Source organism: Pirellulales bacterium (assembly GCA_035939775.1).
Lineage (GTDB): Bacteria > Planctomycetota > Planctomycetia > Pirellulales > DATAWG01 > DASZFO01.
Window position 1 is genome coordinate 26,331 of sequence record DASZFO010000110.1, and the last position, 16,809, is coordinate 43,139.

17 protein-coding genes are annotated in these 16,809 nt (G+C 61.6%); 7 read left to right on the forward strand and 10 right to left on the reverse strand.

The window, feature by feature from the left end; all coding sequences use genetic code 11:
* Window positions 1–32: 32 nt before the first annotated feature.
* From VGY55_06960 to VGY55_06980, 5 genes are all read right to left on the reverse strand, one after another.
* On the reverse strand, window positions 33–1,211 hold the full coding sequence (locus tag VGY55_06960; protein HEV2969712.1) for a LysM peptidoglycan-binding domain-containing protein: 1,179 nt from the start codon (window positions 1,209–1,211) through the stop codon (window positions 33–35).
* A 209-nt stretch (window positions 1,212–1,420) separates the two neighbouring features.
* Window positions 1,421–1,954 (reverse strand): BglII/BstYI family type II restriction endonuclease, encoded by a 534-nt coding sequence (locus tag VGY55_06965; GenBank protein ID HEV2969713.1) that lies wholly within the window; start codon window positions 1,952–1,954, stop codon window positions 1,421–1,423.
* A 50-nt stretch (window positions 1,955–2,004) separates the two neighbouring features.
* Entirely contained in the window at window positions 2,005–2,994 is a 990-nt protein-coding gene (locus VGY55_06970; protein ID HEV2969714.1) for a hypothetical protein, read from the reverse strand.
* Between the two features lie 159 nt (window positions 2,995–3,153).
* The gene (locus tag VGY55_06975; protein ID HEV2969715.1) at window positions 3,154–3,318 is read right to left on the reverse strand and encodes a hypothetical protein; all 165 of its coding nucleotides are present in this window, start codon (window positions 3,316–3,318) and stop codon (window positions 3,154–3,156) included.
* Window positions 3,319–3,453: 135 nt separating this feature from the next.
* Complete coding sequence (locus VGY55_06980) at window positions 3,454–4,689, reverse strand: serpin family protein (GenBank protein ID HEV2969716.1); 1,236 nt, start codon at window positions 4,687–4,689, stop codon at window positions 3,454–3,456.
* A gap of 177 nt (window positions 4,690–4,866) precedes the next feature.
* Here VGY55_06980 and VGY55_06985 point away from each other — a divergent pair, with 177 nt between their 5' ends.
* The 3 genes from VGY55_06985 (at window position 4,867) to VGY55_06995 (ending at window position 7,002) form a co-directional block, all read left to right on the forward strand.
* Window positions 4,867–5,124 (forward strand): hypothetical protein, encoded by a 258-nt coding sequence (locus tag VGY55_06985; protein HEV2969717.1) that lies wholly within the window; start codon window positions 4,867–4,869, stop codon window positions 5,122–5,124.
* Between the two features lie 184 nt (window positions 5,125–5,308).
* Window positions 5,309–5,794 (forward strand): hypothetical protein, encoded by a 486-nt coding sequence (locus tag VGY55_06990; GenBank protein ID HEV2969718.1) that lies wholly within the window; start codon window positions 5,309–5,311, stop codon window positions 5,792–5,794.
* Window positions 5,795–5,904: 110 nt separating this feature from the next.
* Window positions 5,905–7,002, forward strand: a complete 1,098-nt coding sequence (locus VGY55_06995) for a hypothetical protein (GenBank protein ID HEV2969719.1) — start codon at window positions 5,905–5,907, stop codon at window positions 7,000–7,002.
* Between the two features lie 272 nt (window positions 7,003–7,274).
* Here the strand turns inward: VGY55_06995 and VGY55_07000 are convergent, their stop codons facing one another.
* Together VGY55_07000 and VGY55_07005 are read right to left on the reverse strand one after the other, a co-directional pair.
* The gene (locus VGY55_07000; protein ID HEV2969720.1) at window positions 7,275–7,886 is read right to left on the reverse strand and encodes a sigma-70 family RNA polymerase sigma factor; all 612 of its coding nucleotides are present in this window, start codon (window positions 7,884–7,886) and stop codon (window positions 7,275–7,277) included.
* 615 nt (window positions 7,887–8,501) lie between these two features.
* Complete coding sequence (locus VGY55_07005; GenBank protein ID HEV2969721.1) at window positions 8,502–9,668, reverse strand: DUF1559 domain-containing protein; 1,167 nt, start codon at window positions 9,666–9,668, stop codon at window positions 8,502–8,504.
* Between the two features lie 500 nt (window positions 9,669–10,168).
* On the opposite strand from VGY55_07005, the gene VGY55_07010 reads away from it, so the two are divergent.
* From VGY55_07010 to VGY55_07020, 3 genes are all read left to right on the forward strand, one after another.
* On the forward strand, window positions 10,169–11,602 hold the full coding sequence (locus VGY55_07010; protein HEV2969722.1) for a CCA tRNA nucleotidyltransferase: 1,434 nt from the start codon (window positions 10,169–10,171) through the stop codon (window positions 11,600–11,602).
* Window positions 11,603–11,756: 154 nt separating this feature from the next.
* A complete protein-coding gene (locus tag VGY55_07015; GenBank protein HEV2969723.1) occupies window positions 11,757–12,272 on the forward strand; it encodes a hypothetical protein in 516 nt (171 codons plus the stop codon).
* A gap of 638 nt (window positions 12,273–12,910) precedes the next feature.
* Entirely contained in the window at window positions 12,911–14,029 is a 1,119-nt protein-coding gene (locus VGY55_07020; GenBank protein HEV2969724.1) for a hypothetical protein, read from the forward strand.
* Window positions 14,030–14,285: 256 nt separating this feature from the next.
* Here the strand turns inward: VGY55_07020 and VGY55_07025 are convergent, their stop codons facing one another.
* From VGY55_07025 to queC, 3 genes are all read right to left on the reverse strand, one after another.
* A complete protein-coding gene (locus tag VGY55_07025) occupies window positions 14,286–14,498 on the reverse strand; it encodes a hypothetical protein (protein HEV2969725.1) in 213 nt (70 codons plus the stop codon).
* Between the two features lie 146 nt (window positions 14,499–14,644).
* Window positions 14,645–15,481: a 7-carboxy-7-deazaguanine synthase QueE gene (locus tag VGY55_07030; protein HEV2969726.1), complete on the reverse strand. Its 837-nt coding sequence runs from the start codon at window positions 15,479–15,481 to the stop codon at window positions 14,645–14,647.
* A 9-nt stretch (window positions 15,482–15,490) separates the two neighbouring features.
* Window positions 15,491–16,189, reverse strand: coding sequence for a 7-cyano-7-deazaguanine synthase QueC (queC, locus tag VGY55_07035; protein HEV2969727.1), 699 nt, complete (start codon window positions 16,187–16,189; stop codon window positions 15,491–15,493).
* Between the two features lie 55 nt (window positions 16,190–16,244).
* Here queC and queF point away from each other — a divergent pair, with 55 nt between their 5' ends.
* Window positions 16,245–16,601 (forward strand): preQ(1) synthase, encoded by a 357-nt coding sequence (queF, locus tag VGY55_07040; GenBank protein HEV2969728.1) that lies wholly within the window; start codon window positions 16,245–16,247, stop codon window positions 16,599–16,601.
* Window positions 16,602–16,809 lie beyond the last annotated feature (208 nt).

Genomic DNA, 16,809 nt, shown 5'->3' on the forward strand with positions numbered 1-16,809 from the left:
CGGTATTCGGATAGGCACTTAGTTATGTGCTCTTAGCGCCTCACCACGACGCGGGAGCCCATCGATAGGATGTCGTAGACATCCTCGGCATCGCGGCTGTTGAGGTTCAGCCCGGCCGGGTGGATCGAGGCCGCGTCGGAGGTGCCGACGATCCCCATGTTGTTCCCCAGTCCGATCCAATGATGGATCGGCGAATTGGCTGCGCGGCTGGCGGCGCCGTTGCCGCCCGACCGGCCATCGAGCGATTTCTCGCCCACCTCGAAGTTTCCGTCCAAGCTGCGAGCCATTTCGCCGACCGCGACCAGGCTGAATCGCCCCGCGTAGCAATCTTCGACGATCAACGTAAGCTGCCTCTTTTCGAGATCGACAATCGCCGTGAACGGGCCGCGGACCACTTTCAATTCATCCCCCGGAACCAGCCGGTTTGGATCGTCGATCCCGTTGATCTTCGCCAAGAGCTGCCACGGGACCTTATACTGTGCGGCGATCGTCTCGAGCCGATCGCCCGCCTGTATCTTGTACGCCGGTTGCAGGAGGTGCTGGCGCGAATAGACCACCGTGCCCGCGAGCTGGCTCAGCAATTCGTTGAGCTGTCGAGAGTCTTCGGGGCTGAGCTGCGGGCTGTTGTACCACTTGGTCAACTTGCGAAGCGATTCGACGAGTTTGCCGTCGTTGAGCATCCCCTTCGCGCTCTCGAGCGCAGCGGCGAACGATTCTTGCGCCGGGGCAGGGGCCTTCATCGGGTCGCCGCGCGGCGTGAAGACCGCAGCCGGATCGGGCGGCTGTTGCGAGAACGGTCCTGCCGGCGCGCCTGCCGCGTCGTTTCGCGGCGCCTCGTTCCTCGACGCGTCCCCCTGGTGGAAAGGATCGCCCGCTGAGGGTTTCGACGGGTATCGCGCCGGCGCTTGCGAGACAGCCGGCGCGGCGAATTCGCCTCTGGAATCCGCGGCAGCGGAAGCGTCGGAGTTCGGCCGGCCGTAGGGATCCGATCCGGCCGCGTCCGTCCGCTCGCCGGGACGAGACATGGTCATCGGCGACTGACCGACTCGTGAGTCGTCAGCTTCGCCAGGTTGTATACCGACCGGCTTGGTCCAATCCCGGCCCGCGCCGGCCGGCGGCTCGGGCGCCGGACCTTTGTTGAGCACGACGTACACGCCGTACAAGATCGCGCCCAGCACAACCATCAGCATCATCGGTTTGAGCCAGCTCACAACCTCTCTCCTTGACAGCTTCACCACGGGCCAAAACCTGAAAAAGCGGCGGAATCATAGGAAAACCCGCCGCCTTATGCTATGCCAGTTGCCCTGAAATTAGAGTGCCAATGCGGCAGTTCAGGGCATTTGCGCTGGTGGGCAGCGCGGGCGGCAGTTGATCGACATCGGCGATGCGAAGGACGATTCGCGCGGTTGTCACCCTCGTTCTAGCAATCAACCCCTAGAATCAGAACTGGGATGTCGATGTCGGCGACCCCTCGCGTGTCCAAATCCCAAACGAACTGCTCGAAATAGGAGACGCCAGTCGACATTTCCTGCGAGAACGCTTTGACCGGAACGATTTCGACTCCGCAGTCGATATAGCCGAGTTTGTGGAAGATTGTCATCTTTGCGCACATGCTACAGATCATATGGACGTCGGTTTTAAATTGGACTTCCACCGCCAGTTTTCTCTTTACAAACTCGAATTCACGAAATGCACCGCCGTTTGGAGCATCGCATGCGACGCGAACGGTCTTCCAATCGGAAAACGAATCAAACTCCTTCTTGAGCGACCGACTCAATGATTGCGGATCGTACGGATTGCGTTGGGACGGCGCGCTGCCGTCGCCACTACCCTTGCGATGCTCGGATGCGGCCACGCGCGCGACCGCGTGATTCACCTCCGACAATAGGTCCGGGTAACGACGGGCGATCTCTTCTTTCCCATGCTTGAACGAATAGGTGCCAGCGAGTCGCATCGAAATCCTCCCATGTACGCGAGCAATTCAGCGGAAACGAAGTCGATTGTCTAATCTGTGTCTGCTGCCCCGTCACCGGCGAGGCGCCTCCACCAGTCAAAAACATTGGCGTACTCAAGAAACGTGCATAGCTCGGCAAGGCCGCTGGTCCGGAAAGTCGGCCGATTGACCTGACGCACAAACAGTGATCGCCGCGCATCATTGGAGACAACTGAGAATCTCGGGCGTATCGTCGGGAGCGTGAGGTGAAAGTCATTGAATCGCAAAAGACCTGAATATACCGGAGTCGAATGCTCGACCTCGAAGAGCGCCGCAATGTCGCCGGAGCCGCGCTTCATCCAAATAACGTCGACTTCGCAAAGAACGTCGGCAATCGGCGTCGAGATTGCAGGCAACTCACCGCGAATTGCGAATGGGCTCGCAAGGCCCCAGTCAAGCTTCGCGCGGTCGCTTGCGGGCACCCAGATGTCGTTGCCCTTGCGCGTGCCGATTGCGCCCAAGAGCGTTTGAACTTGCGAGTGCGAAAGCTGAAGTGCCGCAGCCGAGGCTTCCTGACTTGCGCGACTGCTAAGTTCATTCCAACCGAAATAGCTCTCGACATTAAACCGCCCTGCCTTGACGAGATACAACTCCGCGCCTTCGGGTTGTAGATAAACTTGGGCCTTGAATTGACCGTCGTCGGCAGGAGCCACGGTCTGAAACACGTCTTCAAAATCCGCGAACGGCACGAGCAGGGGTTCGCTCTGACCATCCCAAAGAAAACAGATCGTTGAATTATGTCCCTCAAGTTGCAACAGGTCGGTCTTGCGAAGGCCGTAGAATGTCCTTCGCCCAGGATGAACTTTTGAATACCGAATATATACGCGGCCGTTCCCGCCACCGAGATCGTACAGCGATTGGCTGTCCGGCAACTTTTTCGCCGACGGAAACCGTGATAACAAATCGGCGAGGAATTGCGTCTTTATGTCGTTTGGCATATCGGACTTGGCCAGCATCACCGCGACATGGCGGCCGAATAGCAGCAGCCGCGAGCGTGGCATCGCTCGCGAGATTCGACCGATGATACGTGCGACCTCGTCAATTCATCATCGGCCGACGTACCGCCCCGCATTTTGGCGATATGGGTCTGATCATCCCCAGCACGGGTCGGGTTGCAACGTCGGGTTCGATCCGCCGACAGAGTGGACGCGTGGAGTGTCTCATACATCGACATTCCGGTTTTGATTGTCGGGGTCGATTGCGAGAAGCGCCAAAGCCTCGTCAATCGCCAGTCGCGTCTCATCTTCCATATCGTCCATGTTTAGTTCCGTCGTGTCCAATAAGCGACGAAGGCACTTCTCAAGCTGGTTTTCGCGCGATTCCATTCCGCCATCTTGCCGGCGCCAAATTGGCGAGTCAATAGGCGCCACAAGCCATTTCAACTCAAAACAAAAGACAATATCGCATCCGAAATCCCGGTCCATCATTGCCGGAGGCAGGCGATCGTTCGCGCGACCTCGTCAATTCGTCGTCGGTCCCGTGTACCGCCCGAGGAACAGGATGCTGCCGGAATTCGTGTCGCGGATCAGGAAGATGAACGGATGATCGGCGACGAATCGCTCCGGCTCGCGGCGAACCGGCATCGCCATCACCCCGGCGACGATGCCCGTCGCCGCGGCCGCCTCGGTCCCCTTTTCGTCCACCTCGACGTACGCTTTGTGGATCACGGCCGAGATGAACAGGTCGTTGCCGCCGTTCATGCCCGAGAAATCTGCGCTGCCGGGCGTGAACGCCAGCGGCATGCCCATCGCCGAGAGGACATGCGACAACTCGACCTCGCGCGTGACCTTGTATTTGGGCATCGACACCACGACGGATTGATTCTTCAGCCCGCCGATCCATTTCCGAAGGTTTTCCGACGAGAGCGACTTTTCCAAGTCGGCCAGGCCATCGACCTTCGCCGGCAGAAGCACGATCATCGCCAAGTCGCGTCCCTTGTACGGCATCGCGAGGACTTGCAGGTCGGTGAGCCGCTGGTAGCCGAAGCTCGATTGATGGTGCATCATCTGCACATCGGCCGTCTTCGCGGCTGAAACGTGGAACGGTTGGGCGGAAGTGGCTTCCTTCCCGAACGGCGTCTGCCAATCTCCCTTGAAATAGATCGCGTTGGTGAGGACCAGCCGCGTGTCGGCGCCGACCGCGCTGGCGGGAATGAGGTCCTTGATCTTGTCGTTGGTTTGCTTCTCGACCCAAGCGTTGATCGTCTGCCGCGCCGCTTCGGTCTGCCGCGCGAAATCCACTTGGGCCAGCTCCGCGCCGAACTGCTCGCGCGTGACCGTCAGAAACGCGTCGAGAAACTTGTAGCCCTGCTGCGCCCAGAGCCGGTTGGCGATGCTGAGTTGGTACTCGTGCTTGGCGCCCCCGGAGTTCAACTGTTTGAGGATCGTCGCGAACGAGGCATTAAGCTGCTCGGCCGGTTGAGTGAAGTGCATCGTCTGGGCCATTTGTTCGGCCGTTTGACCGCGGGCGCCGGCGTACGTCATCGCCACGGCGAGCGAAATGCTCTCCGGCGAAACGAACACGTCGCCGCTCGATTCGGCCGACAGAAGTCGATACAAGTCGATCGCGAACTGATTGTTTCCCTCGACCAGTGGCGACGGCGCGCCGGCCGGCTTGGCAACCGCCCCCTGTACGCGGGCATTCCAGACAGCGCCAAAGACGCACGACGCTACGAGTAGGACAACGAGGACTTTCATGGGATGCTCCGTGGTAAAGGGTGCGGATTCTTCGATTTTGGATTTGCGATTTTGGATTTTGGATTTGCTCGCATTGGCATTATAGGCAATCTCCGCGGGCTTTGGCTTCTATTGCGGCGGATGGGTGTTGAGGCTAATTATTGTTGCGGCCGTCGATCGAATAGTAAGAAAAGGAACTTGAGCGATCTGCGGAGTTTGACCGTGGCGGGCGAGAATCTCGATCTATCGAGCGACGCATCGCGAGAAGCGGGTGAAAGCACTCGCCGGCGGCGGCCGTACGTCGGCATTCACTTCGCCTGCTGCGGCGTCTACGCCCATATCTCGCTGAATCGCGAGAAAACGGCCTATCTGGGCCACTGCCCGCGATGCCTCAAAAAGGTCGAAATCAAGATCGGCCCCGGCGGCACCGACGCCCGGTTTTTCACGGCCCACTAGAGACCAGAGGCCGGAGGCTAGGGGCCAGAGAGAAGCACGCGGACCTGCGGTCCGCCGCCCCAGCGCATATTGAGCGGATTTCGCGTTTCGCGTACCATCCGCAACCCGAATGATCCGCTCCGTGCGGTTCCGCGTCTGCGTGCCCTCCTCTCGAGTCCCGAGCCCCCAGTCCCGAGCCCCGTTCTTGGACTTCGACGTTCAACGCTTCACCCGATGCTGCATCGTCTCCGGCCGAGAACTCGCGCCGGGAGAGACGTTCTATTCCGCGCTGATCCCGTCGGGCGCGAAGGTGGTGCGGCACGACTATTCGGTCGAAGCCTGGCAGGGTCCGCCCGCCGATGCGCTCGGCTGGTGGAAGTCGCAGGTGCCCACCGCCGAGACGAAGAAGTCGCAGTGGGCGCCGAACGACGTGATGCTCGATCTGTTCGACGAGCTGGCCGACCAGCCGGATCGGGCCGACATGCGCTACGTGCTCGCACTATTGCTCATCCGCCGTCGCGTGCTGCGTCTGGAAGAGACCGAGAAGGACGAGCAGCAGCGCGAAACGCTGCTCGTCTATTGCCCGCGGCGCGAAACGGATTACAAGGTGCCGGTCGTCCTGCCCGACGCCGCACGGGCCGGCGAAATCCAGCAGACGCTGGCCCACCTGTTGTTTCGCGCCGCCGCGTGACTTCAGCAACGATCAAAATGACGAATGTCGAATGACGAATGTCTAAAGAATGCCTAATGACGAATGACCGAATGGGGAAACGGCCACGCGCCGCTCGCGATTCGTCATTAGTGCTTCGTCATTCCTTAGACATTCGTCATTCGTCATTCGGCATTCTCCCAAAACCGGCGATTACCCTCGCGACGCTGCTCTTGCTCTTCACCGCCAGCGGCTCAGCCTGCCCCTGGATGCGGACTGGTGGCGAGATTCTGCCGGTCACGCTCCCCGACACCGCCACTCTCGATCAGCTCACCGCCGCCGTGAACGACAACACAGCCCGAGTTCAGTCGCTCTTGGCGACCCAGGCGACGATTTCGCTGCCGGGCGCTCCTACGCTTCCCGTGAGTTTGGCGCTCGAGCCGCCGTTGCGATTCCGATTGCGAGCGAGCATCGCACTGATTGGCCCGGTGGTCGATCTGGGGAGCAACGACGAGCTGTTCTGGCTCTGGATCAAGCAGAGCCAGCCGCCGGCGCTGTATTACTGCCGGCACGATCAGTTCGCCGGCAGCGCCGCCCGCCGGCTCATGCCGGTCGAGCCGGAGTGGATCGTCGAGGCGCTAGGGCTAGTGCGGTTCGATCCGGCCGACCTGCCGCAGGGACCGACGCCGGTGGGGAGCGGCCGCGTACAGATTCGCTCCGTTCGGCACAGCTCGGTCGGCGAGTTGACGAAGATCACGGTCGTCGATCCGGCTCGCGCGATCGTGCTCGAGCAAGACCTGTACGATGTTCGCGGACAACTCGTCGCCTCCGCGCGCACCAGTGCGCATCGCCGCGATCCCGTGACCGGCGCGATCCTGCCACGGCACATCGAGATCGACTACCCGGGCGCTCAGTTGACGATGAAGATCGACATCGCCGATTTGCAGGTGAACGCGCTCGGGCCGCAGAACGCCCAGTATTGGATCAAGCCGGAATATGCCGGCTTTCCCGACATGAACCTGGCCGACCCGAACATCCTTGCCCAGCCGGGCGGATTCGCGCCGCAGCCCAGTGGATTCGCGCCGCAGCCAGGCCCGACGCCTTTGCCCGGCGCACAGTTCGGTCCGCCGTCGTCCGTGCCCGCCTGGCAACCATCGGCGCCGCCGACCTCCGGCTATGCTCCGCCGCAGGGCTCAACTCCGGCGACGCCAACCGGCTATCGCAGCCCGCGCTTCGCGCCCTATCCGTGACGTGGGGTTACGGCACACGGAGCGTGCCTACTACGTAGCACGCACACTCCGCGTGCCGTCCGCCGCGACGGGGTAGCACTCGCCAGCGCAGTCGGCCAGTGCCGGGGCCAGCCGAGCGGTGGCACTGGCCAGCAGCGTCGGCCAGTGCTGAATCTCCATGCAACGTCGGCCGGACCCAACCCTGTCGAGGTGCGGCAATCCATTAGGTCGTTAATTGGGGTGGGGGCCCGGCACTGGCAGACTGCGCTTGCCAGTGCCACCCGCCGCTCGCACTACCCGATCGCCGGATCGACCCCCGCTCGGCGCATCTTTTGGCGGGCCCGCGAGAGGGTCGGGCCGATGCTGTTTTCCGGCATCCCGACCAGCGAACTGATCTCTTGATACGTCTTCCCTTCGAGGTGGTACATTCGCACCACGTCGGCCTCGGGCCGCTCGAGTTCTTGCATCAGGCGGGCGATTTCCTCGCGATCGTGAAGCCGCTCGATTTCATCCGAAGCGCCGCCGTGATTCGAGGCCCCGCCGTGATTGGAGTCAAGGCCGTGGTTCGCGTCGACGGCGGTATCGTTCAGCCGCGAGGCCGATTTGCGCTTGAGCAGGTGATGCACCACCGCCCGCCGGCTGACGACCGTCAGATACGTCGCCAAGCTGCTCTCACCGCGAAAATGGCGGAGCACGGCAAAATCGTCGCGCACCAAAGCCAGAAACACCTCGGCACAGAGATCTTCGCGGTCTTCAGACGAAAGCCGGATCGAGCGCGATTGGGCGGAGTGGTTGATCACATGGATCACCAAGCCCATGAACCGATCGACGAAATCTTCCCAAGCACGAGGCTTTCGGGCCAGGCAACGAGCCAGTAGGTTGCGATCAATTTCGGAAAGCGCCACGGTGTCGATTCCCCCTTGCCCGGTAACTCCGGGGGGCAGGTCCGTGCCCGACTGGTATGATCCCCTGCGCGCACGCCGATTAACGGCGAACCGTTCAGATGCTGGCCAGCATCCGTCATAGAACCCTCTGATTTTACGCTCCCCCGCAGTTTGAAGCAAGACCGGAGAAGCAGGAGGCAGGCGGCAGCGCGGAGACGGGAGTCTGAATTGCGAACGTATGCGTGCGGCTTACGCCACGTAGCCTTTGCCCCAACGGGGCTACGTCCTCCAGCCCAAGGGTTTTCCGCCGCCGGCGGGCTACCCTGGGACACCGAAGCAAATCGCTACGTCGACCCCAAGGGGGTTGCGCCCGCGCCGCGCGCCACTTCGGCGCAACTCCATTGGGGTAGGAAAAAGAGTTTGACGTGATCGCGGACCCAGGGTAGGCCGCTGGTGCGGCCAACCCTTGGGCTGGAGGGCGCAACGCCTTTGGCGTAGGAACGCGGCGCAAAAAAAACTGCCCCGGAGCGAACTCCGGGGCAGCGATGGGTTCAAGATACATTGCACTCATGGCGGGCACTGGCCGACTTCGCTGGCCAGTGCCACACAACCGACGCTGGCAGCGTCGGCAACGCACTAGTTGATCTTCGTATCGTCGATCGCTTCCGAGCCGTTGCGGGTGACCAGGCCGAGGTAGGTTTGCCCGTCGCATTGGTCGGTGATGCCTTGGGTGTGGATATCGGCGAACACATGGCTGACGATGCCGCTGCCGTGGTCGCTCGACGGTCCCCACCATTCATCGTTCTGCAGCGTGATCGCCGTCGGGACCTTGGCCTTCGCCAAATAGGGCACGTTGGGAATGGCGCCACCCGAGGGGATCGACGGATTATAGCCCTTGTTGATGGCGATATTCGGCGTGGTCCAAGGAGCGGTGTCCACGTTGTTGATCGGGGCGTTGCCGGTCCCTGGAGCAACCGCGTTCGGGTCGTTCCCCACCAGCCAGCACATGGTGCCGTCGTACCAAGAGGCGTAGCCCGATTCCTTCGTCTCGGCGACGAGGATGGTCTTCGAGGTGCCGTCGGCGAAAGCTCCGTAGGTCAAGCCGCTGGCGGCGGTCAAGGCGAAGCCGCCGTTCTCCTTGATCACCTTGTTGTTGATGTGGGTGCCGAGCATCGCCTTGTAGTTCGTCGGGGCGACCTTGCCCTTGTAGGCGTTCTGGCCGGTGCCGGGCTGGTTCGAATCGATGTTTGCATATTCCGGAGCACCGTAGTTGGCGGGAGCGCCGCCGGCGGTGCCGATATCAATGGTCGTGTTCGAATTCGTGTAACCGTCGCCCGCCCACGAGGGGCAGACGAATGCCGGCAGCGTCACGCACGAGACGTGCTGATAGGTCGCGTTGCCGTTAACAATCGGCGGGTCGAAGGGACCGTTCGTGTCGGTAAAGCGGCTCGAGTTCTGGGAAATGGCCGAGTAGAGGTTATTCTCTTCGAGCTGGGGCAGGATGGAAACAATCCAGCTATAACCGGCCACGGTGGCGGCCGACTTGCTGGCCGGGAGCGACTTGAGCGGATTGAACGTGGGAATCTTGCTCATGCTGGCCAGGGGAAACTGCTTCTTGCCGCTCTCGAAATTGCTCAGGGCCAAACCGATCTGCCGCAACTTGTTCAAGCACGAATTGCGGTTGGCCGCCTCGCGCGCCGCCTGAATGGCGGGCAACAGCAGGGCGATCAGGATGCCGATGATGGCGATCACCACCAGCAGCTCGACGAGGGTAAACCCTCGCTTGACGTTACGCGTGGACATAATCCACCTCCTAGGAAAGAAAGAATGAGACAAGATGCGGCAACGCGCCGCTTCGGACTCAATAGATAAGAAACTCCCGCCAGTAGCAACAGATTGCGGCGGATGCCTCTCCGCCTATGTTCCCTCAAGGTCGGACGCCAGTCTATCGGTTAATCCGGGGATTGTCAACAATTTGCGATGATTTTCCCAAAGGAGGGGAAAACCGCGGCGGAGATCGTGGGAGGCGGTCCAGCCGCCCAATGGCGGCCCTTGCGGAGGTCAATGTGTGGCACTGGCCAGCGCAGTCGGCCAGTGCCGAGGCGGCTGATATACTGCCGGCTGCGAACCACGGTCCATCTCGTCGCCCTTCGGGTCTGAGCCTCTCTTCGAGCCTGAGCCTCAGAGCCGAAGGCAGGGTCGAGTACAAGCGACGGGGCTAACGAGGCCGACTTCCGACATCCGACCTCCGACTTTCCGGCAACATTTCATACTTCGTACTTGCTACTTCGTACTTCACGCCCATGCCCCTCATTCCCGCCAAGCAGCGGCAATTTGCCGTCGAAGTCGTCGCCGAGCTGCGGTCCCAAGGGTTTGCCGCCTATTGGGCTGGGGGGTGCGTGCGCGATCAGCTTTTGCACCGCATTCCCTGGGACTACGACGTGGCGACCGACGCCAAGCCGGACGATGTCCGCCGCGTGTTCGGCCGCCGCCGCACGCTGGCGATCGGGGCGGCCTTCGGAGTGATTGCCGTGCTCGGGCCGAAAGAGGCCGGGCAGGTCGAGGTGACCACCTTCCGCCGCGACGATGCCTATAGCGACGGCCGGCATCCCGACCACGTCACCTTCAGCTCGCCCGAGGAAGACGCCCGCCGCCGCGATTTCACGATCAACGGCATGTTCTACGATCCGGTCGCCGAGCAGGTCATCGATTTCGTCGGCGGAGCGGACGATCTGCGCGCGGGGATCGTGCGCGCGATCGGCGCGCCGACCGAGCGATTTCGCGAAGACAAATTGCGGATGCTGCGAGCGGTGCGGTTCGCGGCCATCTTCGACTTTCAACTCGAATCGGCCACGCGGGCGGCGATCCACGAAATGGCCGCCGAGATCACGATCGTCAGCGCCGAGCGGATCGCCGCCGAGATCGAGATCATGCTGGTGCATTCCAGCCGAGCGCGGGCCGTGCGGCTGCTCGACGAGACGGGCCTGCTGGCGGCGGTGTTGCCGGAGGTCGGAGACGTGAAGTATGAAGTGCGAAGTACGAAGTATGAAACGTTGCCGGAAGTGGGAGGTCGGGGGGCGGAGGTCGGGGGTCGGAGAATTCTCCCTCTCCCAAAGGGAGAGGGGACCGACAACGCCAACGATTCGAATTCCTGGCAGCGCACGCTCGCGATTCTGGATCGCTTGCGCGAGCCCACATTCGCGCTGGCGCTGGCGGTGCTGCTGGGCCCCAAAAAAGGGGTCGGGAGTCATTTGTGGTTGGACGCCGGCAGAGTCAGGCCGTTCCATAAAATGACTCCCGACCCCTTTTTTCGGGCCCGCCAGGTCGGCGCGCGGTGGAAGCTGGCGAAGAAAGATTCCGAGCGGGCGGCTTGGCTGCTCGAGCATTGGGGCGCGCTCGCCGATGCGCGGCGGATGCCGTGGTCGCGGTTGCAGCCGCTGTTGATCAGCGACGGCATCGCCGAATTGCTCGCGCTGCACGACGTGCTCGCGGCGATCGGCGAAATCGATCCGGCCGAGATCGCCTATTGCCGCCAGCGGCTCGCGCTGCCGCCGGACGAATTGAACCCACCGCCGCTCGTGACCGGCGCCGACTTGATCGCGCTGGGCATTCCGCGGGGCAAGATCTATGCGCGAATCCTGCGCGAGCTTCGCGCCGTCCAGCTCGATGCTCAAGTGCAGACGCAGGAAGAAGCGCTGCGATTGGCGGAGAAGATGTGGCGCGAGCAGGAGGAGTGACGGTTGTAAGAATGAAGGCGGAAGGATAAAGGCTGAATGTGCTGCCGCGACTCGTTTGACAGTCGTGACCGAATGCTCCAAACTTGCGGCTCGTCACCTGCTTCGTCGTGCTTCATCCTTCATCCTTCCTATTTCATCCTTCATCGTTCTCCCCATGGACTTCCTCGCTCTCCTCTTCCGCTGGCTGCACATTCTGGCCGCGATCGCGGCCCTGGGCGGACCGATGTTCATGCGGCTGGCGCTCATTCCGGCCGCGGCCGAATTGCCGCCGGAGCAACGGCAGGCGCTCAACGAAGGGATCCGCCGGCGATGGTCGAAGGTGGTGATGGCGGCGATCCTGTTGCTGCTCGTGACCGGGCTCTACAACTTCATCTGGTTCGTCAAGCTCTCACACACGTGGGGTCCGGCCTGGGAAACCGGCTCGGACAACGCGACGCTGTACCAAGCCTTATTCGGCGTGAAGTTTCTGCTCGCGTTGGCGGTCTTCTTCATCGCCAGCGCCCTCGTCGGGCGGAGCGCGGCGCTGGCGCGGTTTCGAGAACAGGCGCGATTCTGGGTCACCGTGAATCTCCTGCTCGGGATCCTTGTCGTGTGCATCGCCGGGCAAATGCGGATGATGCACGCCGGGCCGAACAGACCGCCGCCGGCGATCGCGACCGAGAAGGATTAAAAAAAATGCCCCCGGAAAGGCCGGGTCCCAGGGGGGCAAAGGACACCATCCTTTTCCGGGAGCGATTGGACGCTCGCGAGTGATCGATCGGCGGGCCATAGATTGCCCGCCGAGTGCCAGCCGATTCTCCTCCTTGAGCCGCGCGAGCCATGACGCTGGCGCGGTTGCTAGAATCCCGCCCGGAAGCCCCTCACTCGTTGTAATCGAAGCGTGCGGCATGCATCCTTGCCGCCGACACGGCTTCGCTGGTCCGCAGGCAGTCGCAAGCGACTCCCAGAGGCAGACCCATCCACGTGTGGATACGCTCGTGTGCTGTGGTCGTGAAACGGCCCGATTTGTCGGGCCGTTGCACATGTCGTGGCGGGAAGATATGAGAATCGCCGGAGCGGGTCAAGGGCGGTTTTGGGCGATTTTTCGGCACTGTTCGAGTTGAGTGGCTTGAAGGAGAGAACCACGGATTTCACCGATAAGATCGTGCCTGAAATGGAGCTAGCCCAGTTCAAAAAATCCGTGTCATCCGCGATATCCGTGGTTTGCCGCATTCGGCTAATGAGTTACGATCTGTTAAGGCTTGAGGGCTATCCTCTGCCCCGAGTCATCTCAACTTCCTCACCATCGATCCGGAGCTTCTCACCGTTATGAAAGGCCTGCTTTCCGTCGTTCTCTCGATTCTTCTGACGGTCATCTGCTGGGGACTCTACGGGCCGGTCTTGAAGCTTGGCCAAGACGCGTTTTCACCTTCGCCCGCGGTGCATGGCGGCGGACTGCTTTCGTTCATTTGCGTTGGGTTGGCCTATTTCGTCATTGCCGTCGTCGCCCCCATTGTCATGCTTAAGTCGACGGGCGAAAAAGGACACTGGAGCGCGACGGGATTGTTCTGGAGTATTTTGGCCGGAGTTGTGACCGCGGTCGGTGCGCTCGGGATCATCCTGGCCTTCACGTTTCACGGCAGCCCGGTCTATGTCATGCCGCTCGTATTTGGCGGGGCGCCGGTCGTCAATACGTTCGTGACGATCCATTTCGCGCGAGCGTACAAGCAGATCGGCCCGATCTTCGTCGCCGGATTGATTTTAGTGGTTGCCGGCGCGATTACCGTCATGCTTTCCGCTCCGCATCCGACACCTCCTGCGGCAACCACTGCCGCCGCGCAGCCGGATGCAAAGATTGCGACCCCCGCGGTTGCGCCGTCGCACGAATTTCGCGACAAGGCATTGGTGATCCTGTTTACGCTGATGACTGCGGTTTGCTGGGGCATCTACGGGCCGACGCTGCACAAGGGCCAAATGGCGATGGCCGGCAGTCGCTTGCGGCCATTTCTCTGCGTCGGACTGGCCTACTTTCTAATCGCCGTGATCGTGCCATATCTCCTTCTCGCGATCGCGCCCGATCTCGATCCGGGAAGATGGAGTGCGAGCGGCGTATTCTGGAGCCTGGCTGGAGGCGCCGCCGGCGCGTTCGGAGCGCTGGGCGTCATCCTGGCATTCAACTTCGGCGGCAAACCGATATACGTGATGCCGCTCGTATTCGGCGGCGCCCCGGTCATCAACACGTTTGCCGCGCTCACCAAGAGCGGCATGGTCAGCCAGATCGGACCCATATTTGTCGCTGGGCTGATTCTGGTCGCCGCCGGGGCTGTTACCGTGCTCATCTTTGCCCCACGAGCGCCGGCGCACGCCCCGCCCCATGCCGAGGAGTCGGCGAAGAAACAGAAGGAACCCGCGGCGCTCGGCTCGGGCGATCGCCCGCGAGCACAATGATCGATTCCCCTCCGGAACAGTGCTTCGCCGTGAGGAATGATCAGATGCTCGGGATTCGCTTCGAGGTCGCGCAATAGTCGGCGGACGAGGTGCCGCTGGGGAGTCCGGACAAGTCCGTCGGCGAATTCGACAAGCACCCAAGCCGTCGTAAGCAGGGGGCCGTGATTCTGCTGAGAATAACGGATTGCTCGCTCATGGACGGCGTCATTTGGATTGAGCAGGGCGAAGAAGTCAAACGAATCGGCGAATACGCGGCTCATCGCTTCGCCGCTCCGTGAACGTAATGGTCGTGCTGTTCAGCCATGTCGGGGGGCAGATCAGTCGCCTTGCCGATCACATCGGCGAACTGGTCCGCAAGTGATTTCGCCAAAGGCGGAATCGGTTCCACCCGCACTTCCATTCCATCGGGAAGCGCGACTGAATCATCAAATACCACGACGCCATTTTGTACGTGTCCGCGATAGGTCATTGCCGGTTCCCGTTTCCGTTGCGGAGTTTGATGCGTCCCACACGAATTACAACATGCAGGACGGACTCGCACATGCCGGCGTAGGTAGACTTTGTTCGGCGCATGGGGTTGCGATTAACTACGTGCACGTAATGGTCGCCCCCCGGTCACGTGCCGCGGGCATATCCGTACCACTCGATCTGCCGCCGCGGGCAGAAGCAGAATCCACGCTCGGTGCAAAGCGGCTCGAGCCAAATGCTTCTCTCGGCCAGCGATTCGCAATCGGTTCCTTGCGGCATCAGCAGCACGCGGCTGCGGTCCGCCTCGGGGAATTCATGGAGATACGCTTCGACTTCGTCGCAATCGGCCGGCGCGTCGATCACGAATTTTATCTGATAGGCGTGGTCCGCCAACAGCCGATGCACGACCTCGGGCACGTAACGCGATTGCTCATGTCGCTCGTGCCAGCGCGGATCGCGCTCGGCCGAGGGGGTCGAGTTCGAGAGCTTCGGGCTGATCGACATCAGATCGCACTCGACCGGCAGATGCAGCGTGCCGGCCGTTTCGATCGTGATGTGAAAGCCCAGGCAGTGCAACTGGTGCGTGAGAGGAATCAGTTCAGCGAACAACATCGGCTCGCCGCCGGTCAGCACGGCATGGCGGAGGTCGGAGGTCGGAAGTCGGAGGTCAGAAGTCGGAGGTCGGTCGGCGGAGCACGCAGGACGTCCGTTAGCCGGTTCGCTTGCGAACCGAAGTGTTGGACTCCAGCCATCAGGCTGCTCGTAGCAGGCTAAAGCCTGAACTCCAACAGTCGGCCGCAACTCGGCCACGCGACGCATGATCTCGTCGACCGACAGATCCTCTCCTTCCGGCTTCCAGGAGGCATACGGCGTGTCGCAGAACCAGCAGCGCAGATTGCAGCCGCTGGCGCGAACAAACACGCTCGGCGTGCCGGTCAGCAGACCTTCCCCTTGCAGCGATTGGTAAATCTCGACAACTCTCATCGGGTCAATTCACAAACATTTCTCACTTCGATCCAGCGGATCGACTTGCCCGGCCTCGGCGAAGCCTTGGCGGCGAAGCAGGCAAGAATCGCAGCTTCCGCAGGGGCGGCCGGATGGATCGGGATCGTAACAACTGTGAGTCAGGCCGTAATCGACACCGAGATCCGTGCCGCGGCGGATGATCTGGGCCTTGGTCATCTGGACCAGCGGGGCGTGGACCTTGAATTGTAGCGAGCCTTCAACTCCTGACTTCGTGCCCAGATTTGCCAGCCGCTCGAAAGCCGCGATGAACTCCGGCCGGCAATCGGGATAGCCGCTGTAATCGACGGCGTTCACTCCGACGAAGATGTCGGCCGCGCCGAGCACCTCCGCATAGCCCAAAGCGAGAGCGAGAAAAATCGTATTGCGGGCCGGAACGTACGTGATGGGAATCCCCGCCTCCATCTCCTCGCGCGAGCGGGCCTTCGGCACGTCGATCGGCGCGGTGAGCGCGCTGGCCCCGAATTGCGTCAGATCGATCTTGAGCGTCACATGCCGCTTCACCCCGAGCGCCGACGCCACCCGCGCGGCCGCTTCCAGCTCCTGGCGATGCCGCTGCCCATAGTCGATCGTCAGCGCGCACAACTCAAACCCCTCGGCGCGCGCCACAGCCGCGGCCGTCGCCGAATCCAACCCGCCGGACAAAAGCACCACCGCAGGTTTTGACATAGCTTCCCTCGTTCCTATCATGGCACAATGAGGTTTTCGCGAAAAGGAGCTAGTCGTGCCCGCCGAGTTCCGCGCCGCGCTCGAGACGTTTGAGAATCAGTATCCCGGCCGGGATTATACGATCGAAATCGTGTGCCCGGAGTTCACTTCCGTCTGTCCGAAGACCGGGCAGCCGGATTTCGGCACGCTGACGATCCACTACGTGCCCGCTGCTCGCTGCGTCGAACTGAAAAGCCTAAAGCTCTATCTTCAGCAATTCCGCAGCGAGGGGATTTTTTACGAGCACGCGACGAATCGGATTCTGGATGACCTCGTGGCCGTGCTTCAACCGCGCTCGATAACGCTCGTTGCCGCCTTCACGCCGCGTGGCGGGATCACGACGACAGTGACCGCACGGCACGAGGCCAAGTGAAATGGTAGGGCACGCTGTGCGTGCCGGCATCGGCGCGTCATGTATCCGGCGCGGCACGCGCAGCGTGCCCTTCTATGAAAGCTCGTTGCGTGTCAACTACTGCATTTTCAGAATTCGAATCAGTGTAAGTCCATTCTTCTATCCGAGCATAGCGCCGGGGGCGCGTAGCCCATGTGGGTGTTTCGAAATTGGGGGAAGACTGCCCCAT

What these genes read in the sequence shown, in the direction of transcription:
- VGY55_06965 (HEV2969713.1), bottom strand. Translation starts at nt 1,954, where the DNA reads ATGCGACTCGCTGGCACCTATTCGTTCAAGCATGGGAAAGAAGAGATC.
- VGY55_06970 (HEV2969714.1), bottom strand. Translation starts at nt 2,994, where the DNA reads ATGCCACGCTCGCGGCTGCTGCTATTCGGCCGCCATGTCGCGGTGATG.
- VGY55_06975 (HEV2969715.1), bottom strand. Translation starts at nt 3,318, where the DNA reads ATGGAATCGCGCGAAAACCAGCTTGAGAAGTGCCTTCGTCGCTTATTG.
- VGY55_06980 (HEV2969716.1), bottom strand. Translation starts at nt 4,689, where the DNA reads ATGAAAGTCCTCGTTGTCCTACTCGTAGCGTCGTGCGTCTTTGGCGCT.
- VGY55_07005 (HEV2969721.1), bottom strand. Translation starts at nt 9,668, where the DNA reads ATGTCCACGCGTAACGTCAAGCGAGGGTTTACCCTCGTCGAGCTGCTG.
- VGY55_07010 (HEV2969722.1), top strand. Translation starts at nt 10,169, where the DNA reads ATGCCCCTCATTCCCGCCAAGCAGCGGCAATTTGCCGTCGAAGTCGTC.
- VGY55_07015 (HEV2969723.1), top strand. Translation starts at nt 11,757, where the DNA reads ATGGACTTCCTCGCTCTCCTCTTCCGCTGGCTGCACATTCTGGCCGCG.
- VGY55_07020 (HEV2969724.1), top strand. Translation starts at nt 12,911, where the DNA reads ATGAAAGGCCTGCTTTCCGTCGTTCTCTCGATTCTTCTGACGGTCATC.
- VGY55_07025 (HEV2969725.1), bottom strand. Translation starts at nt 14,498, where the DNA reads ATGACCTATCGCGGACACGTACAAAATGGCGTCGTGGTATTTGATGAT.
- VGY55_07030 (HEV2969726.1), bottom strand. Translation starts at nt 15,481, where the DNA reads ATGAGAGTTGTCGAGATTTACCAATCGCTGCAAGGGGAAGGTCTGCTG.
- queC (HEV2969727.1), bottom strand. Translation starts at nt 16,189, where the DNA reads ATGTCAAAACCTGCGGTGGTGCTTTTGTCCGGCGGGTTGGATTCGGCG.